This is a genomic window from Kineobactrum sediminis (assembly GCF_002868715.1).
Classification (GTDB): Bacteria; Pseudomonadota; Gammaproteobacteria; order Pseudomonadales; family Halieaceae; genus Kineobactrum; species Kineobactrum sediminis.
On record NZ_PKLZ01000008.1, the window covers coordinates 144,370 to 168,920 of the forward strand.

Annotated in this window: 23 protein-coding genes and 1 tRNA gene; 2 read left to right on the forward strand and 22 right to left on the reverse strand. The window is 59.6% G+C overall.

The window, feature by feature from the left end; all coding sequences use genetic code 11:
- Positions 1-125 precede the first annotated feature (125 nt).
- The gene (locus CWI75_RS10385; protein ID WP_162300051.1) at positions 126-1,028 is read left to right on the forward strand and encodes a helix-turn-helix transcriptional regulator; all 903 of its coding nucleotides are present in this window, start codon (positions 126-128) and stop codon (positions 1,026-1,028) included.
- A 105-nt stretch (positions 1,029-1,133) separates the two neighbouring features.
- On the opposite strand, the gene CWI75_RS10390 is transcribed toward CWI75_RS10385, so the two are convergent.
- From CWI75_RS10390 to CWI75_RS10435, 10 genes are all read right to left on the reverse strand, one after another.
- A tRNA-Cys gene (locus CWI75_RS10390) sits at positions 1,134-1,207 on the reverse strand.
- A 135-nt stretch (positions 1,208-1,342) separates the two neighbouring features.
- Complete coding sequence (pgsA, locus tag CWI75_RS10395) at positions 1,343-1,897, reverse strand: CDP-diacylglycerol--glycerol-3-phosphate 3-phosphatidyltransferase (protein ID WP_101521788.1); 555 nt, start codon at positions 1,895-1,897, stop codon at positions 1,343-1,345.
- Between the two features lie 23 nt (positions 1,898-1,920).
- Complete coding sequence (gene uvrC / locus CWI75_RS10400; RefSeq protein WP_101521440.1) at positions 1,921-3,747, reverse strand: excinuclease ABC subunit UvrC; 1,827 nt, start codon at positions 3,745-3,747, stop codon at positions 1,921-1,923.
- The gene (murB, locus tag CWI75_RS10405) at positions 3,744-4,769 is read right to left on the reverse strand and encodes a UDP-N-acetylmuramate dehydrogenase (RefSeq protein ID WP_206604699.1); all 1,026 of its coding nucleotides are present in this window, start codon (positions 4,767-4,769) and stop codon (positions 3,744-3,746) included. Before murB ends, uvrC begins: the two co-directional genes overlap by 4 nt.
- Complete coding sequence (kdsB, locus tag CWI75_RS10410; RefSeq protein ID WP_101521442.1) at positions 4,756-5,538, reverse strand: 3-deoxy-manno-octulosonate cytidylyltransferase; 783 nt, start codon at positions 5,536-5,538, stop codon at positions 4,756-4,758. Before kdsB ends, murB begins: the two co-directional genes overlap by 14 nt.
- A 13-nt stretch (positions 5,539-5,551) precedes the next feature.
- Positions 5,552-6,547 carry a tetraacyldisaccharide 4'-kinase gene (gene lpxK / locus CWI75_RS10415; RefSeq protein ID WP_241521171.1) on the reverse strand — a complete coding sequence of 332 codons (996 nt, stop codon included), beginning with the start codon at positions 6,545-6,547 and terminating at the stop codon, positions 5,552-5,554.
- Positions 6,528-8,366 carry a lipid A export permease/ATP-binding protein MsbA gene (gene msbA / locus CWI75_RS10420; protein WP_241521172.1) on the reverse strand — a complete coding sequence of 613 codons (1,839 nt, stop codon included), beginning with the start codon at positions 8,364-8,366 and terminating at the stop codon, positions 6,528-6,530. The genes lpxK and msbA overlap by 20 nt, the downstream gene beginning before the upstream one ends.
- Positions 8,363-8,794, reverse strand: a complete 432-nt coding sequence (locus tag CWI75_RS10425; protein ID WP_101521444.1) for an ExbD/TolR family protein — start codon at positions 8,792-8,794, stop codon at positions 8,363-8,365. Before CWI75_RS10425 ends, msbA begins: the two co-directional genes overlap by 4 nt.
- The gene (locus CWI75_RS10430; RefSeq protein ID WP_101521445.1) at positions 8,791-9,414 is read right to left on the reverse strand and encodes a MotA/TolQ/ExbB proton channel family protein; all 624 of its coding nucleotides are present in this window, start codon (positions 9,412-9,414) and stop codon (positions 8,791-8,793) included. Before CWI75_RS10430 ends, CWI75_RS10425 begins: the two co-directional genes overlap by 4 nt.
- Before the next feature lie 69 nt (positions 9,415-9,483).
- Positions 9,484-11,784, reverse strand: coding sequence for a DNA internalization-related competence protein ComEC/Rec2 (locus tag CWI75_RS10435; RefSeq protein ID WP_101521446.1), 2,301 nt, complete (start codon positions 11,782-11,784; stop codon positions 9,484-9,486).
- A 132-nt stretch (positions 11,785-11,916) separates the two neighbouring features.
- On the opposite strand from CWI75_RS10435, the gene CWI75_RS10440 reads away from it, so the two are divergent.
- Positions 11,917-12,462 (forward strand): DUF2062 domain-containing protein, encoded by a 546-nt coding sequence (locus CWI75_RS10440; RefSeq protein ID WP_101521447.1) that lies wholly within the window; start codon positions 11,917-11,919, stop codon positions 12,460-12,462.
- On the opposite strand, the gene CWI75_RS10445 is transcribed toward CWI75_RS10440, so the two are convergent.
- The 12 genes from CWI75_RS10445 to CWI75_RS10500 form a co-directional block, all read right to left on the reverse strand.
- Complete coding sequence (locus CWI75_RS10445; RefSeq protein WP_101521448.1) at positions 12,437-13,675, reverse strand: lipoprotein-releasing ABC transporter permease subunit; 1,239 nt, start codon at positions 13,673-13,675, stop codon at positions 12,437-12,439. The genes CWI75_RS10440 and CWI75_RS10445 overlap by 26 nt on opposite strands.
- Positions 13,662-14,357, reverse strand: coding sequence for an ABC transporter ATP-binding protein (locus CWI75_RS10450; RefSeq protein WP_101521449.1), 696 nt, complete (start codon positions 14,355-14,357; stop codon positions 13,662-13,664). The genes CWI75_RS10445 and CWI75_RS10450 overlap by 14 nt, the downstream gene beginning before the upstream one ends.
- Complete coding sequence (locus CWI75_RS10455; RefSeq protein ID WP_241521173.1) at positions 14,350-15,579, reverse strand: lipoprotein-releasing ABC transporter permease subunit; 1,230 nt, start codon at positions 15,577-15,579, stop codon at positions 14,350-14,352. Before CWI75_RS10455 ends, CWI75_RS10450 begins: the two co-directional genes overlap by 8 nt.
- A gap of 33 nt (positions 15,580-15,612) precedes the next feature.
- Positions 15,613-15,846 carry a (Na+)-NQR maturation NqrM gene (gene nqrM / locus CWI75_RS10460; protein ID WP_101521451.1) on the reverse strand — a complete coding sequence of 78 codons (234 nt, stop codon included), beginning with the start codon at positions 15,844-15,846 and terminating at the stop codon, positions 15,613-15,615.
- A gap of 29 nt (positions 15,847-15,875) precedes the next feature.
- Positions 15,876-16,934, reverse strand: a complete 1,059-nt coding sequence (locus CWI75_RS10465) for an FAD:protein FMN transferase (protein WP_162300052.1) — start codon at positions 16,932-16,934, stop codon at positions 15,876-15,878.
- Positions 16,935-16,939: 5 nt separating this feature from the next.
- Positions 16,940-18,163, reverse strand: a complete 1,224-nt coding sequence (gene nqrF, locus CWI75_RS10470; RefSeq protein WP_101521453.1) for an NADH:ubiquinone reductase (Na(+)-transporting) subunit F — start codon at positions 18,161-18,163, stop codon at positions 16,940-16,942.
- A 16-nt stretch (positions 18,164-18,179) separates the two neighbouring features.
- Positions 18,180-18,788, reverse strand: a complete 609-nt coding sequence (gene nqrE, locus CWI75_RS10475) for an NADH:ubiquinone reductase (Na(+)-transporting) subunit E (protein WP_101521454.1) — start codon at positions 18,786-18,788, stop codon at positions 18,180-18,182.
- On the reverse strand, positions 18,788-19,450 hold the full coding sequence (locus CWI75_RS10480; RefSeq protein WP_101521455.1) for an NADH:ubiquinone reductase (Na(+)-transporting) subunit D: 663 nt from the start codon (positions 19,448-19,450) through the stop codon (positions 18,788-18,790). Before CWI75_RS10480 ends, nqrE begins: the two co-directional genes overlap by 1 nt.
- Before the next feature lies 1 nt (position 19,451).
- Positions 19,452-20,219, reverse strand: a complete 768-nt coding sequence (locus CWI75_RS10485) for a Na(+)-translocating NADH-quinone reductase subunit C (protein WP_101521456.1) — start codon at positions 20,217-20,219, stop codon at positions 19,452-19,454.
- Complete coding sequence (locus CWI75_RS10490) at positions 20,209-21,405, reverse strand: NADH:ubiquinone reductase (Na(+)-transporting) subunit B (RefSeq protein WP_101521457.1); 1,197 nt, start codon at positions 21,403-21,405, stop codon at positions 20,209-20,211. The genes CWI75_RS10485 and CWI75_RS10490 overlap by 11 nt, the downstream gene beginning before the upstream one ends.
- Positions 21,406-21,408: 3 nt before the next feature.
- Positions 21,409-22,755, reverse strand: a complete 1,347-nt coding sequence (locus tag CWI75_RS10495) for a Na(+)-translocating NADH-quinone reductase subunit A (RefSeq protein ID WP_101521458.1) — start codon at positions 22,753-22,755, stop codon at positions 21,409-21,411.
- A 162-nt stretch (positions 22,756-22,917) separates the two neighbouring features.
- Positions 22,918-24,387 carry a glyceraldehyde-3-phosphate dehydrogenase gene (locus CWI75_RS10500; RefSeq protein ID WP_101521459.1) on the reverse strand — a complete coding sequence of 490 codons (1,470 nt, stop codon included), beginning with the start codon at positions 24,385-24,387 and terminating at the stop codon, positions 22,918-22,920.
- Between the last annotated feature and the right edge of the window lie 164 nt (positions 24,388-24,551).

The following is a 24,551-nucleotide window of genomic DNA, read 5'->3' on the forward strand; positions in this document are numbered from 1 at the left end:
CCAGGCAAGTGGTTTATATGACTATCCCCTCCATCAACGTATATCTCCCCCCGGAAGCCCACGATCTGGGATTCGACAGCTTTTATGAACTCAATTACCGATCACATATGGGGCCAGTGCGACTAGTGGAAAAATTCGGCCTGGAGGAATCGGGGATCGTTCAGGGGAAATTCAACGTTTGGCGCTATAGTCACTGCGACGTTTCTATGGGAATTCGCGACCTGAAAGTACTCAGGCCGTTCGCAATTCCAGTACCCGTCAGCAATATAATCAGCCTGGAATGTATCATCAGCGGTGGCTCAGACCTCGAATTGTGCGGGCATGAAAGGCCTGATACCGGTATGCCCCGCGCTTATCTGGCAAGTCATCCGGAAAACAGCCACATCACCCGGATCTTTAAAGCTGGGGACCGCGTCCGTAGTGCAGGCCTGTTCATTCCCCCGGCACTGCTGGTCGATGAGTTCGGGTTGGACCTCGAGAAATGTCCACCCGCCATTCAGAACATCATTAAGCTAAAAGGGGAACGCACAACAACGCTGCCCCTGACTGGCCGGCTTCTGAATATGCTCGATGAGCTTATCGATATGCCCTTTGCAGGTATGCGGGCGGAGAGGTACATGGAAGCAAAAATTCTGGAGTGGTTGTGCCTCCTGTGCGAGTTGCTGACTGCACCGGAGCAGGAGTTCAAGGACGACAATCCCCTCTCAAACAAGAAGGCGCAGGCCATCAAGCAGGTTGTAGGGATCCTCAACAATAATATTGCGGCTCCACCGGGACCGGATGAACTCGCATTACAGGTAGGCCTCTCTCGCACTTCACTGGCCCATGCCTTCAAGTCCAGTTTCGGGATAACCATGAGCGGCTACCTGTTACAGCGGCGTATGGATCTCGCGCGGCAGCTACTGCGGAGTGGAAAGCAATCGATATTGCAGGTTTCTCTGACCGTTGGTTACGAAGACCAGTCTGCCTTCGGCCGCGCTTACAAGAAGTTCTTTGACCACTCTCCCAAGGAAGATTTACCAAGGTAATTTACTGGGAATTACTTTGAAAATGGAGGTCGGTGGGAATCGACGGCCCGGCGTCCCGGCCGGCGTTGGCGCGCTGAGCCTTATGGGGAGTTACTTTCTTGAAGATGGAGGCTCGGGTCGGAATCGACCCGGCGTTGACGGATTTGCAATCCGCTGCATGACCACTCTGCCACCGAGCCTCGGAACAACACTACCTGTGCACCAGCAAGGAGCTGAAGCGACACACCGCGTGAGGGCGCCTATTCTATGAGTTGTGCGGCCACTGTCAAGCGGCAATACCGGGTTTAGGGTTTAACGCCCTGTTTTCCAACCAGTTATTGCCCTTTCATCACTTCGGCGGCTGCGCGCAGGTAGATGATCATGGACCAGAGGGTAAGCACAGCGGCGATATACAGCATCACGTAGCTGACGGCTAGCAGCCAACTCTCTGCCGTCGCCGGGTCGATTGCCAGCAGGCCGATAATGGCGATCATCTGGAACACCGTTTTTATCTTGCCGATGTAGGACACTGCCACAGACGTTCGCTGGCCCAGCTCCGCCATCCACTCGCGCAGCGCGGATACCACAATCTCCCTGCCCACGATCACACAGGCAGCCAGGGTCAACAGCATGGTGTCGTGGCGTTCAACCAGCAAGACCAGGGCGACTGCAACCATGAGTTTGTCGGCCACCGGGTCGAGAAAGGCGCCAAATTTGGTCATCTGGCCCAGGCGCCTGGCCAGGTAGCCGTCCAGCCAGTCGGTGACGGCGGCAACGGTGAAAATGCCGGCGGCCACCAACAGGTTGTGCTGGAACGGTGCATAAAACACGACCACCAGCACCGGGATCAGCAGAATCCGCATGATGGTCAGGGTATTGGGAATATTGATACTCACGGGTTCGAACTCTCCATTCAGTCGCCGACCCCATGCAGGTGGTCATATATCTGTTGTGCCAGCGTAGCACTAATGCCGGTGATTTTTTTCAATTCTTCCACGTTGGCGTTCCCCACACCCTGGGCACTGCCAAAATGCCGCAACAGTTCGCGGCGCCGTTTTGCACCCACTCCCGGCACACCCTCCAGCGTGGATCGGCCTCGCGCCTTGTCCCGGCGAGCCCGGTGGCCGGTGATGGCGAAGCGATGGGCCTCATCGCGGATATACTGGATCAAGTGTAGCGCAGGATCATCGCCCCTGAGCTGCTGCTCCGCGCCGGTCTGGCCGCGTACCAGCGTTTCAAACCCGGCTTTGCGGGTGGTGCCCTTGGCAATGCCTACCACCTCAACCGATGGTAGTTGCATTTCTTTCATGACCGACATGGCCTGGGTTACCTGACCCTTGCCCCCGTCGATGAACAATATATCCGGTAAACTGCCCTCGCCCGCCTGCAGGCGCCGGTAACGTCGCTCCAGCGCCTGCTGCATGGCGGCGTAATCGTCGCCGGCGGTCACGCCTTCGATATTAAAGCGGCGGTAGTCAGACTTGCGCGGGCCACTGGCGTCGAACACCACACAGGACGCCACCGTGGCTTCACCGCTGCTATGGCTGATATCAAAGCACTCCATCCGTTCGGGCAGCTCGGCCAGGCCGAGCACGTCCTGGAGCCGCTGCAGCCGTTCCAGCGTGGACTGCCGGCCCGCCAGGTGCGAGCTCAGGTTGGTCTGCGCGGTTTGCACCGCAAGCTGCAGCCAGCGCGCCCTGGCCTCCCGCACCCGGGCGCGGATGGTCACCTTGCGCCCGGCCTTCGAGGACAGTGCTTCCGCCAGAATGGCGCTGTCCTCCGGTAATTCGTTAACAATGATTTCGCCCGGGATGGGCCGAGCCTCAGCCAGATAGAACTGCGGTAAAAACGCGGCCAGTACCTCGGCGCCGGTTTCGTCCAGTTTCAGTGGCGGGTAATAAGACTTGCTGCCCAGCACCTGGGCATTGCGAATGAATAATACCTGCACACAGGCGCGGCCGGATTCAACCGCCACGGCGAGAATATCCAGCTCACCGACACTGCCCTCGATACCCTGGCTGGCCTGCACGTGTTGCAACTGGCCCAGTTGATCCCGGTACACTGCCGCCTTCTCGTACTCCAGCGCCGCGGCGGCACGTTCCATGTCATCCGCCAGGCGCACCATTAATTCCTGTGACTTGCCACCCAGGAACAAGGCGGTGTCCTCCACCTGGCGGGCATAATCCTCCGGGCTGACCAGGCCTACACACGGCGCCGTGCAGCGGCCAATCTGGTGTTGCAGGCAGGGCCGTGAACGGTTGCGGAAAAAGCTGTCCTCGCACTGGCGCACGCGGAATACCTTCTGCAGGAAATGCAGGGATTCGCGCACCGCAGAGGCGCTCGGATAAGGCCCGAAATAACTGCCCTTGTGACGCTTGGTACCGCGGTGAAGGGCCAGCCGGGGGAACTCGTCATTAGTGGACAGGAAAATATAAGGGTAGGACTTGTCGTCGCGCAACAGGATATTGTAGGGCGGCCGATGACTCTTGATGAGATTGTGTTCCAGCAACAGGGCATCGACTTCAGTCGAGGTAACCGTGACCTGGATATCACTGATTTTTGCCACCAGCGCCATGGTCTTGGTGGTGAGGCCACTGGCCCGGAAATAACTGCTGACCCGGCTACGGAGATTACGGGCCTTGCCCACATAGAGCAGTTTGCCCTCGGCGTCGTACATCTGGTACACACCGGGCCGGGTGGTCAGGCGCTGCAGAAAGGAGGTGGCATCAAACGCCGTCACGCCGGCTCTCCGTACAAACGCGGCTCGATTTCCAGCGCAATATCAAACCGGGTTGCAACGGCCGCCTGGATGTCCCGCGCCAGGGCCAGCAGTACGCCGCCGTTATCGGCGCCGTAATTTACCAGTACCAGCGCATGTCCCGGGTGAACCCCCACCTCATGTTGGCGCACGCCTTTCCAGCCGGCTTCTTCTATCAGCCAGGCGGCGGCAAGCTTGGCCGTATCGGTATCCAATGGGTACAACGGCATGTAAGGATAACGGGCGCGCAGGGCTTCCGCCTTGCCGCGCGCAACCACCGGGTTCTTGAAAAAACTGCCCGCATTGGGCTCCAGGGCCGGGTTGGGCAGTTTGGCCCTGCGCAGTGCCACCACCGCGTCACACACCGTCTGCGGGGTGGGCGTCTGTTCATAACAGGAGCGGGCAAGCTCGGCCTGCAAACCCGGATAGCTGATCTCCAGGGCGGGTTGTCGCGACAACCGCAAATCAACATGGGTGATCACCACGGCGTCGCGCAAGGCGTGCTTGAATATACTGTCGCGGTAGCCAAAAGCACAGTCCTCGCGGCTCAGGGTGATCATTTCACCATCGCTGCAACGCAGTGCGCGAACGGCGACGACAAAGGATCCCAGCTCGCGGCCATAGGCACCGATGTTCTGGATCGGCGCGGCGCCGACGGTGCCGGGGATCAGGGCCAGGTTCTCCAGGCCATAATACCCCTGCGCCAGGCTCCACAGCACCAGCTGGTGCCAGTCCTCCCCGGCGGCCACACGCACGGTCACCGCCTCCGCGTCAGCACCGACCACTGTGCGACCGCTCAGTTCGATCTTCAGTACCATTGCCTGCATGTCACCGCACAGAACAACGTTGCTGCCATGCCCCAGCGGCAGTACCGGCAAATCCAGGGCACGGGCGTGGTCAAGTACATCGCGCAGCTGATTGAGACTGGTAATGCTGTGCAGGAACGGCACCTGCGATTGTAAACGCAGGGTGTTGAGCGTTTGCAGGCTGCTACTGGGGCCCACGGAGGGACACCTCCTGCAAACGACTTTCCACCTGCGCCAGATCGGCGGCAGTGTCCACGCCGGCAGGCACTGTGGCCTGTGCCAGTGCGACATGAACCTGCACCCCATGATGCAGGGCGCGCAGCTGTTCCAGCTGCTCAAGCTGCTCACATGGCGCCGTCGGCCACGTCACATACTGGTGTAAAAAGCGTGCCCGGTAAGCATAAATGCCAACGTGTCGATACCAGCTGCCAGCGGTGGGTAGCACGTTACCGTTGCCAGCGGCAAAGGCATCCCGCGGCCAGGGAATCGGTGCCCGACTGAAGTACAGTGCCCGCCCGTCTTCGCCAAATACCACCTTCACGGCATTCGGGTTATGCAGTTCCTCAACATCAATGATCGGCACACATAGCGTGGCAATGTCAGCCTTTGGGTTGGCCGCCAGATTACCGGCCACCTGGTCGATCACCCCCGGTGGGATCAGCGGTTCGTCGCCCTGCACATTGACCACAATAGCGTCACCTGCAAACCCCAGCCGTTGCGCGACCTGTTGCAGGCGATCCGTGCCCGAAGGCAGGCTGGCGTCCGTCATACAGACCTCGGCGCCAAACGCTTCCGCCACCTCAAGGATACGCAGGTCGTCCGTGGCGATAACCACCCGGCTGGCGCCGCTCAGTCGCGCCTGTTCCCACACGTGCTCGACCATCGGCTTGCCGGCAATGGGCAGCAGCGGCTTGCCCGGCAGGCGGGTCGAGGCAAAGCGCGCGGGAATTACAACCGTAAATGACATGGGGAGTCCGTGTTCAGGCCGGCGAGCGCACCAGTGCTGCCACCGCGTCGACCAGGGGTTCGGGCAAGCGTGCGCTGATCTTCAGGTACCACATCTGCGCATGTGCCATGGAGCGGCATTTTACCGCGTCTTTCTCCGTCATGATAATCGGTCGGTCGGCAAAAGCGGCAAAATCCTGCTCAGTGTAGCGATGATGGTCGGCAAAGGAATGTTTTCCCACCACAAAGCCCGCCTCCTCCAGTGTGCTGAAGAACTGCCCCGGCTGGCCGATGCCGGCCACGGCGTGTATTGCGCTGCCGGGCAGCGGCGCCGCCTGTTCGCCAGCGTCATTTTCGCGCACCGGGCGTAGGCCCTGAACGTCATAACGCACCCCCTGGATCGGGTCATCGCTGCCCCGCAACAGCACGTAATCAACCTCGGCGAGCCGCCCCAGTGGCTCGCGCAAGGGGCCCGCAGGCAGGCAAAAGCCGTTGCCGGTGCCGCGCAGGGCATCCATGAGGACGATTTCAAAGTCCCGCGCCAGTGCGTAGTGTTGTAATCCGTCATCACTCAGCACCAGGTCTATCTCGGCGCTGGCCAGCAGGGTGCTCACCGCCGCCGAACGATCCGGGTCCACTACCGTGGGGGCGCCGGTACGACGATGAATCAGTAGCGGCTCGTCGCCGCACTGGTCGGCATCACTGCGGTCGCTGACCTGGTGGGGAAACCTGGCACCGGGCGCCGCGCCGTAGCCACGGCTGACTACCCCCGGGCGCAGGCCACGGGCCTGCAGGGCTTCCACCAGGGCGATCACAACCGGTGTCTTGCCGGTGCCTCCCACCGTTATATTACCCACGATCACCAGGGGTATCGGTGGCCTGTAGACAGTAGCCAGGCCATACCGATAGGCTTTGCGGCGCAGTTGCACAACCACACGAAACACCAGTTCCAGCGGCCGCAACAGCCACAACCAGGTGGCCTGCCGATACCAGGCTCGCACCAGCATCGGCTCACTCCGGGTCCTGGTCACTGAACTCCTGGTTATACAATTGCGCATACAGCCCGTTCTGTTGCAGCAATTCCGCATGGCTGCCGGTGGCGACAATCTGTCCCGCGTCCATCACCACAATACGATCGGCCCGCTCCACCGTGGACAACCGGTGCGCGATCACAATGGTCGTACGGCCCTCCATGATGACATCAAGCGCGCGCTGGATCCGGTGTTCGGATTCGTTATCCAGCGCCGAAGTGGCCTCGTCCAGCACCAGCACGGGCGCGTCCTTTAATATTGCGCGGGCAATTGCCAGGCGCTGGCGCTGGCCGCCACTCAGGCCCCCGCCATCGTTGCCCAGCACGGTATCCAGGCCCTGGGGCAGTTTGTCGATAAACTCCAGCGCATAGGCCGACTCGCAGGCCGCGCGCACTGCCTCGGGCCCGGCATCCGCCAGCTCACCGTAGGCAATGTTGTTGTATACGGTGTCGTTAAACAGGGTGACGTGCTGGGACACCATCGCTAATTGCTGGCGCAGGTTGGCCAGCCGGTAATCGCTGATGGGGACACCATCCAGGGTGATCTGGCCATTTTCAATCGGGTAAAACCGGGACAACAGCTGGATCAGTGTGCTTTTACCGCTACCGGAACGCCCCACCAGGGCAACGGTTTCACCGGCGTCGATCCGCAGGTTGATATCGCGCAGGACAACCTCATCTGTGCCGGGGTAGGCAAAGGAGAGTTCACTGAATGCAATATCACCGCGTGCACGCTCCACGGTAATCGTGCCCTGATCCGGCTCTTCCTCGAGATCCAGCTGGGCAAAAATATCCTCGGCGGCGGCCAGCCCCCGCTGGATAACACTCTGCACGCTGCTCACCTGCCGAATGGGCTTGCCGAGCAGGCCCGCCGCGGTCAGGAACGCCACCAGCGAACCCGCACTGAAGCCGCTGAGAATATCGGGGTTCAGTGCGAACCAGACCATGGCACCCAGTGCGATCGCCAGCATGGTCTGGATCACCGGGGTACTCATGGCATCGGCAAACGCCAGCTTGAGACTCTGGGTACGGTTGTACTGGCTGGCGCGCTCGAAGCGGTCGTCTTGCTGCTGCTGGCCACCGAACAGGCGTATTTCCTTGTAGCCACCGATACTCTCATTTGACACCTGGGTAACGTCGCCCATCGACTCCTGGATGCGGCGGCTGTAGCGACGGAAATGCTTGCCCACCACCGACACGACGAGCGCGATACAGGGCGCCACCAGCATGAAAATCAGGCTCAGCCGCCAGTTCAGGTAAAACAGGTAGCCCAGCAGCCCGACGACCGTGAGGCCCTCGCCGATTACCACTTTCAGCGCCTTGGTTGCCGCATCCGTTACCTGTTCCACGTTAAAGGTGATCTTGGAAATCAGCAGGCCCTGGCTGTGCCTGTCGTAATAGATACTCGGTGCCCGCAGCATCTTGTTGAACAGCTCCCGGCGCAGCTCATGCACCAGGTTCCTGGCCACATGATTCATGAAATAGGTACCGGCGAAGTAGCCCAGCGAACGGGTAAAGGCAAGAAATACCATCGCCGCCGGCACGGCAATGCGGGCAAACTCCAGTCGCGACTTGTCGCCGGCATCGAGCAACGCGTAGGCCGCCCCCGATACCAGGCCGGACTCAGCCTCGTCCGAGCCGTTGAGCGAGTCGAGCAGAAACTGCATAAGGTCGGCAAGCAGCACGTTGCCCAGCGAATAGACGACATAGCCGCAGATACTCAGGGCGAACAGGTACCAGTAGGGCACAACGTAACCCAGCAGACGCCGGTAGAGCTGCCAGTCGGTGTGTTTGCCGATACGTTGCGGGTCTTTATTCACTGGCTGCTGCCGTTACCCGAGGGTTGTCGCGTGGTAATACTGAAGTGCACGAACCCCATCTGGCCCGCGGCATCCATGGCGCGCACGACATCCTGGTGCGCGGCCTGGGCGTCTGCGGTGATCACCATCGGCAGGGTGGTATCGCCCACCGAAATCTTGTAAATCGCGGCCTGCAGCGTGCGCAGGCGGGTATCGACCAGGGCCTGGCCGTTGACCCGGTAACCGCCGCGCTCGTCCACCAGGATTTCTATCTGCCGATCGTCCCGGTCACGGGCTTCGCCGCTGGCCTCGGGAAGGTCGATGCTGAGCTGGGTTTCCCGGCTGAAGGTGGTGGACACCATGAAGAAAATCAACAGCAAAAACACAATGTCGATTAATGGCGTCAGGTTGATGCTGACTTCCCCGGTGACCTGGCGACGAAATTTCAAGCGTTGCGGTCCGCGGTGGCTTCGTTGTGCAGGGCGTCCACCAGCTTGATGGTCTCCTGCTCCAGGCTGACCACAACGGTGTCAATGCGGCCGACAAAATAGCGGTGCATCACCAGCGCGGGGATAGCCACCGCCAAGCCCGCCGCCGTGGTGATCAGCGCCTCGGAAATACCACCCGCCAGTGCACTCGCATTACCGGTGCCCTGGGACATGATTTCCGCGAACACCTTGATCATGCCCACAACCGTGCCCAGCAGGCCCAACAGCGGTGCCACCGCGGCAATGGTACCCAGGGAGTTGAGATAGCGCTCGAGATCGTGAACGACATGGCTGGCGGCTTCCTGGATACTTTCCTTCATCACATCGCGCCCGTGATTCGCATTGGCCAGGCCCGCAGCGAGGATTGTACCCAAAGGCGATGATTGCCTCAGATTGCGCAGCGCAGCAGCGTCCAGCTCACCTGCCTTGCGTTGCTTCCATACCGTGGCCAGCAGGTGTGGCGGTGATATTTTTTTGGAATTGAGGGTATAGAGTCGCTCAATACAGATTGCCAGGGCCAAAATGGAGCTGAATATTATCAGCACCATCAGCCAGCCGCCCGCCGTAACCAGTTCCAGCACAATCAGATCCTGCCATAGATTTTGAGACATCATTATACGCACAGGGCCCGATGGGGCGAAACAACTGTGCTATTTCCAGAAACGGGGTGCAGATTCCCGATGAGCCAGCAGCGACACCTCACCGTTTACGCCAATCACCCACTCCAGCGCTCCCGAGCTGGCAGTATTCAGGGTATTTATCCCAAGCCCGGCATGGCGCGAAACCACCTCTTCCGCCGGATGACCATAACGGCTGGCGCGCTCGCTGGTATAAATGACAAACCGGGGGCGAACCTGCTTTAGCCAGGCCCAGGACGACGAGGTATTACTGCCATGATGGGGAGCCAGTGCCCAGTCGCTGGCCAGCTGTGAGCCCCAGTAACGCACCAGTTCCCGCTCCCGACGCACGCCAATATCGCCAGGGAGCAGCAATCGATAACCATGCACCGTGACCTGTAACACGCAGGAGCCCTCGTTACTGGTAAGGGACTCCCCCGACGCCGGCGACAATACCTGGAAACGAATGGCCGCCTGCCACTGCCACGCCATCCCCGCAACGCAGGTGGTCGCATGTTGACGCACGGGAAGATCCGCGCCCTGCAGTAGCCGGTGTACCGGCAGGCGCGCCAGTATCGTGCCCACGCCGGCACTGTGATCGGTATCGCCGTGGCTGATCACCAGGCTATCGAGATGGCGGATCCCGCGTGCACGCAGGAAGGGCAGTACCACCGCGCCCGCGAGGTCCCAGCTACCGGGCATACCCCCGCCAGTATCGTAGAGTAGCGCCCGCCGGCCATCGTAGATTAACGTTGCTGTGCCCTGGCCCACATCCAGAGCCACGATATGAACATCACCGGACCGCGCCACGCTGTGCGCGCGCGGCACCAGCAACAGGGGTAAAACCAGCAGCGGCAATAGCCCTTTGATGGCCCTGTGCACCGGAACAGGCACCAGTGCCAGCGCAATGACTGCGAGTACCAGGGCCGCGTAGGAAGGCGAAAGCTGGCTGTACAACCATCCCGGATGCTGCTCGACCAGGCTCTGTCCGCGGGGTAATAACTTTAGCAGCGGCCAGGCAGCGAGCGACCATACGGGCCCGGCAAGCGCGCTGCCACAGGCACCTAAAATGACCCCTGCCAGGGCCAGCGGCACCACAAATACGCCTACCAAAGGCACCAGCACAGCATTCGCGACAGCCGCTACCTGGCTGACGCCGCCAAACCACCAGCCGCCCAGTGGCAGCATCGCAACGCACATATACGCGTGCGCTCCCAACCATTTGCCGGATCGCCCCGGGCGCGGGCGCCACAGCGACAGCCACAACAGGCAGGCGACAGACCCGAATGATAACCAGAACCCTGCCCCCAGTGCCGCCAGTGGGTTCAGCGCCAGCAGCACCACGGCTGCGAATAACAGGTTATTCCAGGATAACCCCGGGCGACCGCACAGGGTGGCCAGCAGAAAACACAGCAACATGAGCCATGCCCGGGTAGTCGCCAGGCTAAAGCCCGCCAAAGCGGTATAGGCAGTGGCAAAGAGCAGCGCGAACACCGGTGGCAAAACACCGCCGATACGGTTATTACCCGCCAGGGACAGCAGCCGGGAGACAATCGACCCCAGGCCAAAACCGCAACCCGCCACCAGGCCCACGTGAAGTCCCGAGATAACCAGCAGATGGCTGACCCCGAAATGCTGGAAAAGAGTCCACAGGCCGTGGTCGAGCCCGCTGCGGTCGGCGACGGTGATCGCCCGCAGGATGCCGCTGGCCGGGCCCTCCCCAAGCGCCTGCAGAATTTGCCGACTGAGCCACTGGCGATAGCGATGGTGGCTGCGCCCGTCGGCCCTTGACAGCCGCTGCGCCGGCGCTGACATGCGCACACTCCCCACCGCATCAATACCGGTTTGCGCATACCACGCCTGGAGATTATGGGACCCGGGATTAACCAGGCCCCAGGGGCGCCGCAGCAACACCTCGAATTGCCAGCGCTCGCCGGGTACCAGTATCGCCTCCCCGGAATAGCTCAGCAGCAGCGTGCGGGGCCCGGCGCACTGGGGCGACGACAGTGCGTCAACCTTGAACTCGAACCGCTGGCTGACCCGATCCTCCGCTAACCGACTCATGCGCGGCAGGTTGTGAATGCGGCCCGATACGGTGACGGGAATGCGCTCACACGCCTCGGGCAGACGCCGGTCCAGTAGCTGCTGGCCGTGCCAGGACGCCACAGACACCCCGAGCAGCATGGCGCCCGCGCAGCGCCAATAGTGGTTGCCCGCAAGAATGGCCAGGATGCCACTGAGAGCGGCCAGGAAAACGACCTGGTTGGGCGGCAATACCGCTGCCTGGCTCATTAACACGATGCTTGCCGCAAATAGCAGCAATACACTGCGCATCAGTGGTGATAACCCGATTTAAACGCCATAATACTACCCGGATGACGCTGCCCGGGCCTGCCGGGCAGTTCCTCAAGCGCAGTTCATCACACAGTAGTACTACGTTACACGTCCAAACCAACCGATGGTGTCATGCCGAGAAAAACGCTCAAACAGTGGCTTCCCAGCCCAACCCGGATACGCAGGCTTGAGAGCCTGCACGTACTGGGCGAATGGATTTACCAGCCCAATCTCTGGCACATTAATCGCTACTCGACCTCCATGGCCTTTTTTACCGGTCTGTTTGTAGCCTTTTTACCCATTCCTGGCCAGATGCCGGTCGCCGCCATCATGGCGGTGCTGCTGCGTTGCAACCTCCCCTTATCAGTGGCCCTGGTCTGGGTAACCAACCCGCTCACCATGCCGGCGATTTTCTATATCTCCTATCGCGTGGGCGCTCTACTGATCGATGTGCCGGTACAGGTGCTCGAGTTCGAGCTGAGCCTGGCCTGGCTGAGCGCGCGGATAGGCAGTATCTGGAAACCGCTGCTGCTGGGTAGCGTGCTATGTGGGCTGCTGTTCGGCTCGCTCGGGTACACCGGGGTAAACCTGTTCTGGCGTTGGCATGTATCCAGACAATGGCGCCGTCGGCGGCGCCGGAGAGCGGCGCGCGCTAAACGCGCTCCTGATGAAGAATAAGCGCAGGTGCCAGTTGTGCCGCCCTGCGAGCGGGATACAGCGCCGCCAGCACGCACATCAGCAGAGCGATACCCGCCACCTGCAGGATGTCGGCAGCGAGGATGTCCACCGGCAGGAATGACACCGGATAGACATCAGTGTCAAGAAAGTGGAACCCCAGCAGCTGCTCCAGGCCGGCCACCAGGGGTGGTATCGCAAGGCTCAGTAATACGCCGCAGAGACTGCCTAGAATCCCTCCTACCATGCCGATCATGGCGCCCTGAATCACAAATACCCAGCTGATGTCCGCGCCGGTCGCCCCCAGGGTACGCAAAATGGCAATATCCCCCTGCTTGTCGAACACGACCAACACCAGGGAAGACACGACATTGAAAGCGGCCACGGCAATAATCGAAAACAACAGGATACTGACCAGGTCACGCGATAACTGAATCGCAGCATAGAGATTGCCATGGGTCATCATCCAGTTGGTGCTGTAAAACCCGGATGGCAACTCATTAAGCAGTTCCCAGCCCAGCCGGTCAACGCTGAACAGGTCACGACTGCGCAGTTGCAGGCCACTGATGCCACCCTCCAGGCCCGCCAGCTCCGAAGCCCTGGCCAGTCTCACCACCGCCGCCGATTCGTCAAGCTCGGTGGCCGTGTGCACAATTCCCACCAGTACCACACTGGCAAAGCGTGCATCCCGGGCTGCGTTACTGCTGCCTGCGCGAGGCACAATCACGGTCAGGTTGTCACCTTCAGTGACCTCCAGTCGCGCCGCCAGGCCACTCCCCAGTAGCAGGCTGTCAGGCCGGGCACGGAACTCGGCACGCTGGGCCGGGGACAGCGCAGCCAGCAGGCCCCCTTCCGTTTCGGCATCCAGGCCGATTCCGGTAGCGGTCTCAATCTCCCTGCCGCGTAGAAACAGCGCGTCAAATTGCACAAAAGGATTAACTGAAACCACTTCCGGATGCGTTGCCAGCGTGGCGGCCAGAGGCTCCCAGTCACGCAGTGGTTGTTGGGAGTAGAGCGTGATGTGGGGCACCATTGCAAGAATGCGTTCGCGCATTTCCTTGTCGAAGCCATTCATGACTGACAACACCGTTATCAGCAGCGCAATCGCCAGCACCAGGCCCAGGGTGGAAAGCGAAGACAAAAACGTGGACAGGTAACCGCGCCCAAAGGCAAAACCATAGCGCAGGGCAATCCGCAGCAGCTCAAGCCGGCTCACGAGCTTGCTCCCGCAGGGCACCGAGAACCAACTCCAGCGTGCGGTCCATGCGCCGCGCAATATGCGGATCATGGGTCACCACAACAAAGGCGGTTTTACCGGCACTCAGGGAATCAATCAGTGCCAGTACCTGTGCCGCCGATTCCGGGTCAAGGTTACCGGTGGGTTCATCCATCAGCACACAATCCGGGGTCGTTACCAGGGCGCGCGCAATCGCCACGCGCTGGCGTTCACCACCGGACAGTTGCCCCGGCCGGTGTTTCAACCGATGCCCCATACCCACTTGCTCCAGTACCTCTGCGGCCTGTTGCCAGGCCGCACTACGGCCAATGCCGCCGATCAATAGCGGCATGGCCACGTTTTCCCTGGCGTCAAATTCGGGCAGCAGATGGTGAAACTGGTAGACAAATCCAAGGTGTCGGTTACGCCAGCGACAGCGCTCGCGCTCACTCAGCGTGGCCAGATCCTGGCCCCGCATCAATACCCGACCGGCGCTGGGTTCGTCCAGGCCGCCCAACAGATTCAGCAAGGTGGACTTGCCGGATCCTGAAGCGCCTACAACCGCTATTTTCTCCCCCGCCTGAAGGCATAGCTGCACTCCATCAAGAACGGAGACAAGGCGATTACCATCCCGATACGTTCGGCCCAGATTCTCGCAGTACAACACTGCATCATTACTCATAGCGCAACACCTCAGCCGGGGCAATTCGCGAGGCTCGCCAGGCCGGGTACAGCGTGGCCAGCAGGCTCAGCGAGAGTGAGGCCCCCACTACCCAGGCCACGTCCTGCCATAGCAGGCGCGCTGGCAACTCACTGATAAAATAGACCGTGGGATCAAATAAACTCACACCCAGCAGCCGTTCCAGCCAGGCGGAGACAGCCGCTATGTGGGTAGCCAGGGTGATGCCCACCAGCGCACCCAGCGTAATTCCGGTTGCGGCGAGCCCGAGGCCATGGGCCACGAATATACTCATGATGCCCATGGAACGGGCGCCCATGGTGCGTAACACTGCTATGTCGCCGCGCTTTTCCGCCACCGACATAACCAGTGTCGAAACAATATTGAACGCCGCTACCGCGACCACACTCAACAGCAATAGCCCGACCATTATTTTTTCCATCCTGACCGCCTGAAACAAGCTCCCCTGGGTCTGGCTCCAGTCCCTTGCCTGCAGTCCCGGGGGCAAGGTTTTGGCGAGCTGCGCCAGCTGTCGCGGGGCTGCCATCAGATCCGTGGTTTTTACCTGCACGCCGTCGACTCCCGTACCAAGGCCAAACAAGCGCTGGGCCGTGGCCAGGGAGACATAAGCCTGGTAGCTGTCGGGCTGGGCGTTGACACTGAACAGGCCGGACACGAGCAGACGTCGGGTTCGGGGAAAAGTGCCCAATGGGGTAATGGTCAGCTTTGGCAGCGTAGCCTGCACCGTATCGCCGGGGCCGACTCCCAGGGTGCGCGCCAGAGTGGCTCCCAATACCACCGTGAAAGGCTCTGTGGCGAGATCATCCAGCCGGCCTGAAGTCATCGACTGTCCCACCCGCGACACCGCGGCCTCGCGGTTGGGCTCAATCCCCGTGAGTACGGCTCCGCGCAGCAGATAAGGGCCGGCGAGAATCACTTGGTCACTGATATAGGGCGCCGCGGCGACAACCTGCGGAGACGCGATCAACTCCTCCGCCACTGTTTCCCAGTCATTGAGATTGCCCGCTACCGGTTCGACATAACCATGGGGTACCAGGGCAAGAATACGTTCACGCAGTTCGGCGGAGAAGCCGTTCATGATAGAGAGCACGGTAATCAGGCTCGCCACCCCGAGGACCATACCCAGCATGGAAACAAGCGCAATTACACTGGCGAAGCGGTTACGTTTGCGACTGAAACTGTAGCGCAGGCCGACAAAGAGCACATATCCGGAACCCGGGCCACGCACCCCGGGCGCTTATCGATCGGCGGAGTAAAAAGACGCGCTATCTGGCGCAGGTAAGGCGAGCGTGCCGGTCTCTTCCTCACAGCGGTTGGGATCACCACCACAGATTTCACAGTTGCTGTTTATTCCCACTGCGCCCAGGCCACCACAGGAGCCCTTGATGGGACTGCGTCCGGCTATAACGCCCACGGCCATAATGGTCATTATGGTACCCATCAATAGTGCACTGAGCAGAAAAACGGTCATTACTGATATCCCTGCAGCCTTATAAGCCGCTATTGAGAAAATTCCGGCGCTGCCAGCCAGGGCTGGAACGCGCTTGAGTACGCGGTGACAATACCATCTTCCGACCGGCGCATTAAATATACCGCGAGCTGGCGCCGCTCCGCCAGCGCCAGCGCAGCATCCGCACCCATGACCGTGAGCGCGGTCGCCCAGGCATCAGCGCTGGTGCAATCGTCGGCAATCACGGTTACCGACACCAGGTCGTGGGCGATGGGATAGCCGGTACGAGGGTCGATACTGTGCGAAAACCGCTTCCCGTCCACTTCGAAAAAGTTGCGATAATCGCCCGATGTCGCTATCGCCTTATCGGTCAGCGCCACTGCCAGCGCGACCGCGCGCTCGCCGGAGTGGGGCTGCTCTATCGCCACCCGCCAGGCGTCGCCCCGCGGGCTATTGCCCGCAACGCGCATTTCACCTCCTACTTCGACCAGATAATGGCCGATCTGTTCGGATTGCAAGGCCTGGGCCAGTACATCAACCGCATAGCCTTTGGCGATGGACGAAAAATCCAGTTCTACCGGTTGCGTGCGCCGCAAGCGGCTGTTCGCGGAGTCAAACTCCAGGTGACCCTGCCCCACCTGTTGCAGGGCAGCGTCGATTGCACCCTCTTCCGGCACCGTTATGCCTGGTTGGCCGGGGCCAAAACCCCACAGTGACACCAGCGGCCCCACCGTAACATCATAGGCGCCGTCGGATGCATCGCCAATCGCCAGGGCCACAGCCAGCACCCGGGCAAAATCCGGCGACACCGGAAACCACGCCCCAACCGGGCTACGGTTAAAACGGCTGATTTCAGAATCGGGGCGCCAGGTCGACATGCTGGCGTTAACATCTTCAAGCAACGCCTCCAGCGTCTGCTGGACCTGCTCGGGATTGCGACTGGTCTGACTTGGCACATAGGTTACGTGCCAGGTGGTGCCCATCGTGCTGCCGGCAAGCTCAACCGCCTGTTGTTCCCGGCCACAGCCGACCAGGGCCAGCGCCAGGCACAGGTGCAGGGCAATACCAAAAAGCCACCCCGAAGGGTGGCTTGCAGACTGTGGGTGCACGGACATCAGCCGCCGAAGTCATCGAGCAGGATATTTTCCGGCTCGACACCAAGGTCCGCCAGCAACTTGACTACCGCGGCATTCATCATTGGTGGCCCGCACATATAGTATTCGCAGTCCTCGGGTGCCGGATGATTCTTGAGATATTCCTCAAACAACACATTGTGAATGAAACCGGTCAGGCCATCCCAGTTATCATCCGGTTGCGGATCCGATAGCGCCACGTGCCACTCGAAGTTATCGTTCTCCGCCGCCAGCTGGTCATAATCTTCGGTGTAGAACATTTCGCGCAGGGAACGGGCGCCATACCAGAATGAGATCTTGCGCTTGCTGTTGAGGCGCTTGAGCAGGTCGAAGAGGTGTGAACGCATGGGCGCCATGCCCGCGCCACCACCGATAAAGATCATTTCGGCCTCGGTATCCTTGGCAAAGAACTCGCCGAAGGGGCCGTACACCTTAACCTTGTCACCGGGCTGCAGGTTGAATGCCCAGGACGACATGACTCCGGGAGGGATGCCCTCACTGCCGGGAGGTGGTGTGGCAATACGGATATTGAACTTGACCAGCCCTCTTTCTTCCGGGTAATTGGCCATGGAGTAGGCCCGGATTACGGTCTCGTCGACTTTTGATTCCAGGTTGAAAAAGCCGAAGCGCTCCCAATCGCCGCGATATTCTTCATCAATCTTGAAATCGCTGAATTTGACATGGTGTGGGGGGCATTCCAGTTGCACATAGCCACCGGCCCTGAAATCCACGCTTTCACCCTCGGGCAAGCGCAGGGTGAGCTCCTTGATGAAGGTGGCCACGTTGGGGTTGCTTTCAACCGTGCACTCCCACTGCTTGACGCCAAACACCTCTTCCGGCACCTGGATTTTCATATCCTGCTTGACCGGCGCCTGGCAGCTCAGGCGCCACCCTTCCTTCGCGTCACGGCGACTGAAGTGACTTTCTTCGGTGGGCAACATGGCGCCGCCACCTTCTTCAATGATGCACTTGCACTGGGCACAGGTGCCGCCACCACCACAGGCGGAGGGCAGAAACAGGCCACTTTCCGAAAGGGTTTGCAGCAACTTGCCACCGGCGGCTACATGGAGGGTTTTTTCGCCATTGATCTCAATGGTCACCTCTCCGGAACTCACCAGCCGCGAACGCGCCATCAGAATAACCATGACCAGTGCGAGCACGATCACGGTAAACATGGTTACGCCGTAAACTATTGTCATATCCATAACTACTTACATCCGTCTAGAGATCGATACCACCGAATGACATAAAACCCAGAGACATCAAACCCACAGTGATAAAGGTTATGCCCAGCCCCTGCAACCCGGCGGGTACATCGCTGTACTTGAGCTTCTCACGAATACCCGCCAACGCGACAATCGCCAGTGCCCAGCCGACGCCGGCCCCCGCACCAAACACGACACTTTCGCCAAAGTTGTAATCGCGCTCAACCATGAACAATGAGGCGCCGAGGATGGCGCAGTTCACGGTTATGAGGGGCAAAAACACACCGAGTGCGCTGTAAAGCGCGGGCACGTATTTATCGAGGAACATTTCCATGATCTGCACGATTGCCGCAATCACGCCAATGTAGGACAGCAGGCCGAGAAAACTCAGGTCCACATCCGGCAGGCCCGCCCAGGCCAGGGCACCATCCGCAAGCAGATAATTATAAATAAGGTTATTGACCGGCACCGTGATGGTAAGTACGACGATAACGGCTATCCCCAAACCCAGTGCGGCCTGCACCTTCTTCGAGATTGCCAGGAACGTACACATGCCCAGGAAGAACGCCAGCGCCATGTTCTCGATAAAGATGGCGCGGATAAACAGACTGAGTAAGTTTTCCATTACGCGCCCTCCTCCGCGACAGTGTGCCTGGCCATCTTGAAGTCAGGTTCCTCAACCTGTTCGCGATCAATACTGCGCAACACCCAGATAAAACCGCCGATCAGGAAGAAGGCGCTCGGCGGCAGCAACAGCAGGCCATTCGGGTTGTACCAGCCGCCCTCGGTAACCAGCGGCATGATTTCCATGCCGAACAGCTTGCCCGAGCCGAACAGCTCGCGGAAAAAGGCCACCGCCAGCAGCACCACACTGTAGCCCAGGCCGTTGCCGACACCATCGAAAAAGCTGGGCAATGGCGGATTCTTCATCGCAAAGGCTTCCGCTCGTCCCATCACTATGCAGTTGGTAATGATCAAACCGACAAATACCGACAGCTGCTTGCTGATCTCGTAAGCGACTGCTTTCAGAACCTGGTCAACCACGATGACCAGCGACGCGATGATGGTCATCTGCACAATAATCCGGATACTGCCCGGAATATGGTGACGAATCGAGGAGATAAACAGGTTGGAGAACGCGGTCACCGCCACCAGCGCCAGGCACATGACAACGGTGACCTGCATGGAAGTAGTCACCGCCAACGCTGAGCAAATACCCAGAATCTGCAGGGCAATCGGGTTGTCCTTGAAGATGGGTGTTATCAGGGTTTCTTTGATGGTCGCCATGTCAGGCCTCCCCGGATTTCAAGTTGTTCAGGAAGGGCTTGTAGCCCCGTTCACCAAGCCAGAACTGTACCAGTTGGCTGACGCCGCGACTGGTCAGGGTCGCGCCCGACAAGCCGTCGACGCGCCAGGGTGCAAGGTCGCTGGACGCATCCACACTGCCCTTCACTACTTTTAGCTCAACCTCACCATCGCGGTAGACTTTTTTGCCCGGCCACTGGGCTTTCCAGCGCGGATTGTCCACCTCGCCACCCAGCCCCGGCGTTTCACCGTGTTCATAAAAGCCCAGCCCGGCAACCGTATTGGCATCTGACTCAAGGGCGATAAAGCCATAAAGCGTGGACCAGAGGCCATAGCCACGTACCGGCAGGATCAACTTGTCCAGTTCACCCGATTCATTTTCCACCAGGTAAACCAGCGAATAGTCTTCGCGGCGCCCGATATTGGCGGGGTCTTCCTCAAGGTCTGTTGACCGCGCGGGATTCTTCGCCGCCTTGAGCGGTTCGTAGGTGGCGGGGTCTACATCATCAGTGAACTCACCGGTACGCAAGTCCACTACCCGGGTCTTGACCTGGGCAAACTGCTCCTCAACCGAGCGGTCTTGCTCAAGCATGCCCGCCGCGGCAAGGATGTTACGCTTGCGATCAAGGGTCTTGTTCACTTCCTGGACCGGCTTCAGCATCACCGCCGCCGTTGATACGATGACCGAGCACACAATGCATAGTGACAATGCCACCAGCAGCGTCTTGCGGATGCTGTCGTTACTGGACACTGGCGAGCCTCCGTTTGATATTTGCCTGAATCACAAAGTGATCCATGAGCGGTGCGAACAGGTTGGAAAAAAGGATCGCCAACATGATGCCCTCTGGAAAGGCCGGGTTGACCACGCGGATAAGCACCGTCATCACCCCGATCAGGATCCCGTAGGTAAACTTGCCGGTATTGGTGAAGGCCGCCGATACCGGATCGGTCGCCATGAATATCATGCCGAAGGCGAATCCACCGGTAACCAGGTGCCAGTAGAAAGGCATGGCGAAGGCCGGGTTGGATTCCGAGCCAACCAGGTTGAACAGGGTGGACAGCGCCACCATACCCAGGAACACCCCGGCTACAATGCGCCAGGAGGCAATCCGGGTTGCGAGTAACACCACGCCGCCCAGCAGGATCGCAAGGGTTGAGGTCTCGCCGATAGAGCCGGGAATGGCGCCGATAAAGGCCTCAAACCAGGTCCATTGCGACTGCAGTGCGGCCATACCGTCGGAAGCCGCTACCGACAACGGCGTGGCGCCGGTGTAGCCGTCAACAGCGGTCCAGACCGCATCGCCAGACATCTGGGCGGGATACGCAAAGTAAAGAAAGGCGCGGCCGGTCAGGGCGGGGTTGAGGAAATTCTTGCCGGTGCCACCAAACACCTCCTTGCCGATCACCACACCAAAGCTGATGCCGAGCGCGACCTGCCACAATGGCACATCGGGCGGACAGATCAGGGCAAACAGGATGGAGGTAACAAAGAAGCCTTCATTCACCTCGTGCCCGCGCTTCATCGCAAACAATACTTCCCAGAAACCACCCACCAGAAACGTCGTCAGGTAGATCGGCAGGAAATAGAGGGCGCCGAAGAAAAAACAGTCCCACACACTGCTGGCGTCGTAGCCGCCAAACAGGCCGATCAGGGTGCCGCGCCAGCCTTCCACCTGGCCTGCACCTGCCAGAATGTCATTGGCCTGGAAACCCAGGTTATACATGCCGTAAAACATGGCCGGAAAGGTGGCGAACCAGACTGTGATCATGATCCGCTTCAGGTCGACCCCGTCGCGCACATGAGCCGTATTGCGGGTTACCGAGGACGGCGAATAGAAAATGGTGTCTACCGCCTCATAGAGCGCATACCACTTCTGGTAGCGCCCGCCTTTTTCGAAATGGTGCTCTACACCATCAAGAATACTACGCAGTCCCACGGATTAACCCTCCTTCTCAATACTGGTCAGATTATCCCGCAAAATGGGACCGTACTCGTACTTGCCGGGGCACACATAGGTGCATAACGCCAGATCTTCTTCGTCAAGATCGAGACAACCCAGCGCTTGTGCGGTTTCGGTATCGCCCACAATGAGGGCCCGCAGCAGATAGGTCGGCAGGTAATCCTGCGGGACTACCCTCTCATAGGTACCCACCGGCACCATTGCGCGCTGGCTGCCATTGGTCGTGGTGGTCATTGGCAATGGTTTGCTGCCGAACAGGCTGGTCAGGTAAATGCCCAGGCTGGAATGCTTGCTGGCGCCGGGGGACAGCCATCCCATGAACTGGCGCTCGCGCCCTTCCCGCAATACCGATACCTGGTTGTGGTAGCGCCCCAAATAGGCTGTTGGCGCCTGCACCCGGCGACCGCCGAGTACCGAACCGGAAATCACCCGGTTCTCGCCTTCTTTCAACTGGCCCGCGCAAAGAACCTGCAGGTCGGCTCCAAGCCGGGTCCGCAGCAGACGCGGATCCTCAACCTGGGGACCGGCCAGGGCGATCACTCGCTCGGTAAAAATGCACCCATCCAGAAACAGGCGGCCGATCGCGATAACGTCCTGGTAACCGATCGTCCATACCGACTTGTCTATGCTGACACCGCCCTCAAGAAAGTGAATATGGGTGCCCGCAAGGCCGGCAGGATGAGGACCGGCGAAAGGCGCCACCTCAATATTCGGCGCTTTGCCAAGTGGCAGCTCCCTGCCTGCCGTACAGCAAAGATAGAGTTTGCCTGTCGTCAGTTTTGCGAGCAATTCCTGGCCCAGGGCAAAGGCCTCTGGTTGTTCCATGATAAAGAGTGCGGGATCGGGCGCCAGCGGGTGAGTATCGATTGCGGTAATGAAAATCGCGGCCGCTTCGGCATCAAGAGCGGGAACGCGACTGAACGGACGTCCGCGCAGTGCCGTCCACTGGCCGGCGGCATTCAGGTTTTCGCGAATAGTCGCAGGTTCCAGATCCCGGGCAGCGGCGGCGTCCCAGGATGGAAAACTCTCTGACGCATCGCCTTCAATTTCGATCACTACCGACTGCAGCACTCTGCGGGCACCGCGGTTAATGGCGGTAACCACCCCACCTGCGGGGGCAGTGTAGCGCAAGCCTTCCGTTTTCTTGTCGGTAAACAATAACTGTCCGGCTTTAACACGATCGCCTTCGGCCACTTCCATGGTGGGCTTCATGCCCACGTAATCCGGGCCAACAATCGCGACAGTGCGGCACGGGGGTGCGTCTTCAATCGTTTGTCGGGGCGCGCCCTCGATGGGGATGTCCATGCCCCGCTTGATCTTGATCATACGATCCGCCTACAGATTCAGAGATAAGGTTGTCACTACCGGGGCTTGCGCACTGCCGCCCGGCTTCAGGCCGCGCGCATTATAACGGATGATCCCGCCAAAAGGCCACTGTGGCGCCGGCTTGTCCCGTTGCCACGGAACAACGCCGCCGGCATGGCAATTTCATGATTTTTTGGGATACCGCGTGTACTTGATCCCGGCCATCTGCTCAAGGATCCGGTAGACCTGGCAGCTGTAACCGAATTCATTGTCATACCAGACATAAAGCACGGCCTGGGTACCATTCACAATAGTCGCCTGGGCATCAAAAATACAGGCGTGGCGGGAGCCTACAAAGTCGCTGGATACGACCTCCGGCGAGTTGGAGTAGTCGATCTGTTTGCGCATGGGCGAGTGCAGAGCCATGTAACGCATATACTCGTTCACTTCCTCTTTGCTGGTTTCCCGGGCAAGGGTGAGGTTGAGGATGGCCATGGATACATTGGGAATCGGTACCCGGATCGCATTGCCGGTGAGCTTGCCCTCCAGCTGCGGCAAAACCTTGGCGACCGCCTTGGCGGCGCCGGTTTCGGTAAGCACCATATTCAAAGGCGCACTGCGGCCACGACGGTCAGCCTTGTGGTAGTTATCGGTCAGATTCTGGTCATTGGTGTAGGCATGCACTGTTTCCACATGGCCGCTGACAATACCGAATTTGTCATCCATGGCCTTGAGCGGGGGCACAATGGCATTGGTGGTACAGGACGCCGCAGACACAATCTTGTCGGCGTCGGTGAGAATATCGTTGTTGATACCCGCCACCAGATTCTTCATGCTGCCCTTGCCGGGCGCTGTGAGAATCACCTTGCTTGCGCCTTTCGACTTCAGGTGCTGTGACAAAGCCTCTTCATCGCGCCAAACACCGGTGTTGTCGATAATCACCGCATTGTCGATACCATAGGCGGTGTAATCGATGGAGGCCGGGGAATCTGAATAGATCACCTTGATCTCATTACCATTGGCGATGAAGGATTCGCGCTCTTCGTCCACCCGGATAGTGCCATCGAAGGCCCCATGAACCGAATCGCGACGCAGCAGGCTCGCCCGCTTCACCAGGTCGTCCGGTGCACTGCCCTTGCGCACTACCACCGCGCGCAAGCGCAGGGAATCGCCACCATCGGTCTTGTCGATGAGAATACGCGCCATCAAACGCCCTATACGGCCAAAACCATAGAGCACCACATCAACGGGTTTCGAGGCGGGTTTGGCGCTGGCGCCAATCAGATCGGCGACTTCGCGCCTGACATAGTCTTCAATAGTAAGCCCGGCACCCTCACCGTGATCGTAATATTGCACGGCCAGGCGACCGATATCGATGTGCGCGGGCCCCAGATCCAGCTCTGAAAGCGTTTTCAGGATGGGGAAAGTTTCAAACTCCGAGAGTTCGTTTTCCTCCACCTGCCGCACATAGCGGTGGTCCTTCATAATCTGGGTCACAGCACGGTTAACCAGGGATTTACCGTAGATGTAGCACTTGACGTTCTTGCTGCGGGAAAGCTGACCCACCAGCGGGATCATGCCCTCTGCCAGTGCCTCTCGCTCTTTCCAGTCCTTGAAATAATCATCGGGACGCTCTCGCTTGCGTTCATTCACGTGCACGCTACCTTATTGGCCGGGGTGAGGGGGAATACAACGGGCGCATATTATCGTATTCTCGCTCCTTCACCGCAAGGCGCATGAGGCAAATTTACGGCCACAGGCCTGCAGCGTGGCCGCGTATGTGGCCACTAACGTTCCATCTTCTCCCAATTTCCTTA

Excerpts from the sequence above, each read along its gene's own strand:
- kdsB (WP_101521442.1), bottom strand. The coding sequence starts at position 5,538 with ATGTCATTTACGGTTGTAATTCCCGCGCGCTTTGCCTCGACCCGCCTG.
- CWI75_RS10435 (WP_101521446.1), bottom strand. The coding sequence starts at position 11,784 with ATGCGCAGTGTATTGCTGCTATTTGCGGCAAGCATCGTGTTAATGAGC.
- CWI75_RS10440 (WP_101521447.1), top strand. The coding sequence starts at position 11,917 with ATGCCGAGAAAAACGCTCAAACAGTGGCTTCCCAGCCCAACCCGGATA.
- CWI75_RS10450 (WP_101521449.1), bottom strand. The coding sequence starts at position 14,357 with ATGAGTAATGATGCAGTGTTGTACTGCGAGAATCTGGGCCGAACGTAT.
- nqrM (WP_101521451.1), bottom strand. The coding sequence starts at position 15,846 with ATGACCGTTTTTCTGCTCAGTGCACTATTGATGGGTACCATAATGACC.
- nqrF (WP_101521453.1), bottom strand. The coding sequence starts at position 18,163 with ATGGATATGACAATAGTTTACGGCGTAACCATGTTTACCGTGATCGTG.
- nqrE (WP_101521454.1), bottom strand. The coding sequence starts at position 18,788 with ATGGAAAACTTACTCAGTCTGTTTATCCGCGCCATCTTTATCGAGAAC.
- CWI75_RS10480 (WP_101521455.1), bottom strand. The coding sequence starts at position 19,450 with ATGGCGACCATCAAAGAAACCCTGATAACACCCATCTTCAAGGACAAC.
- CWI75_RS10495 (WP_101521458.1), bottom strand. The coding sequence starts at position 22,755 with ATGATCAAGATCAAGCGGGGCATGGACATCCCCATCGAGGGCGCGCCC.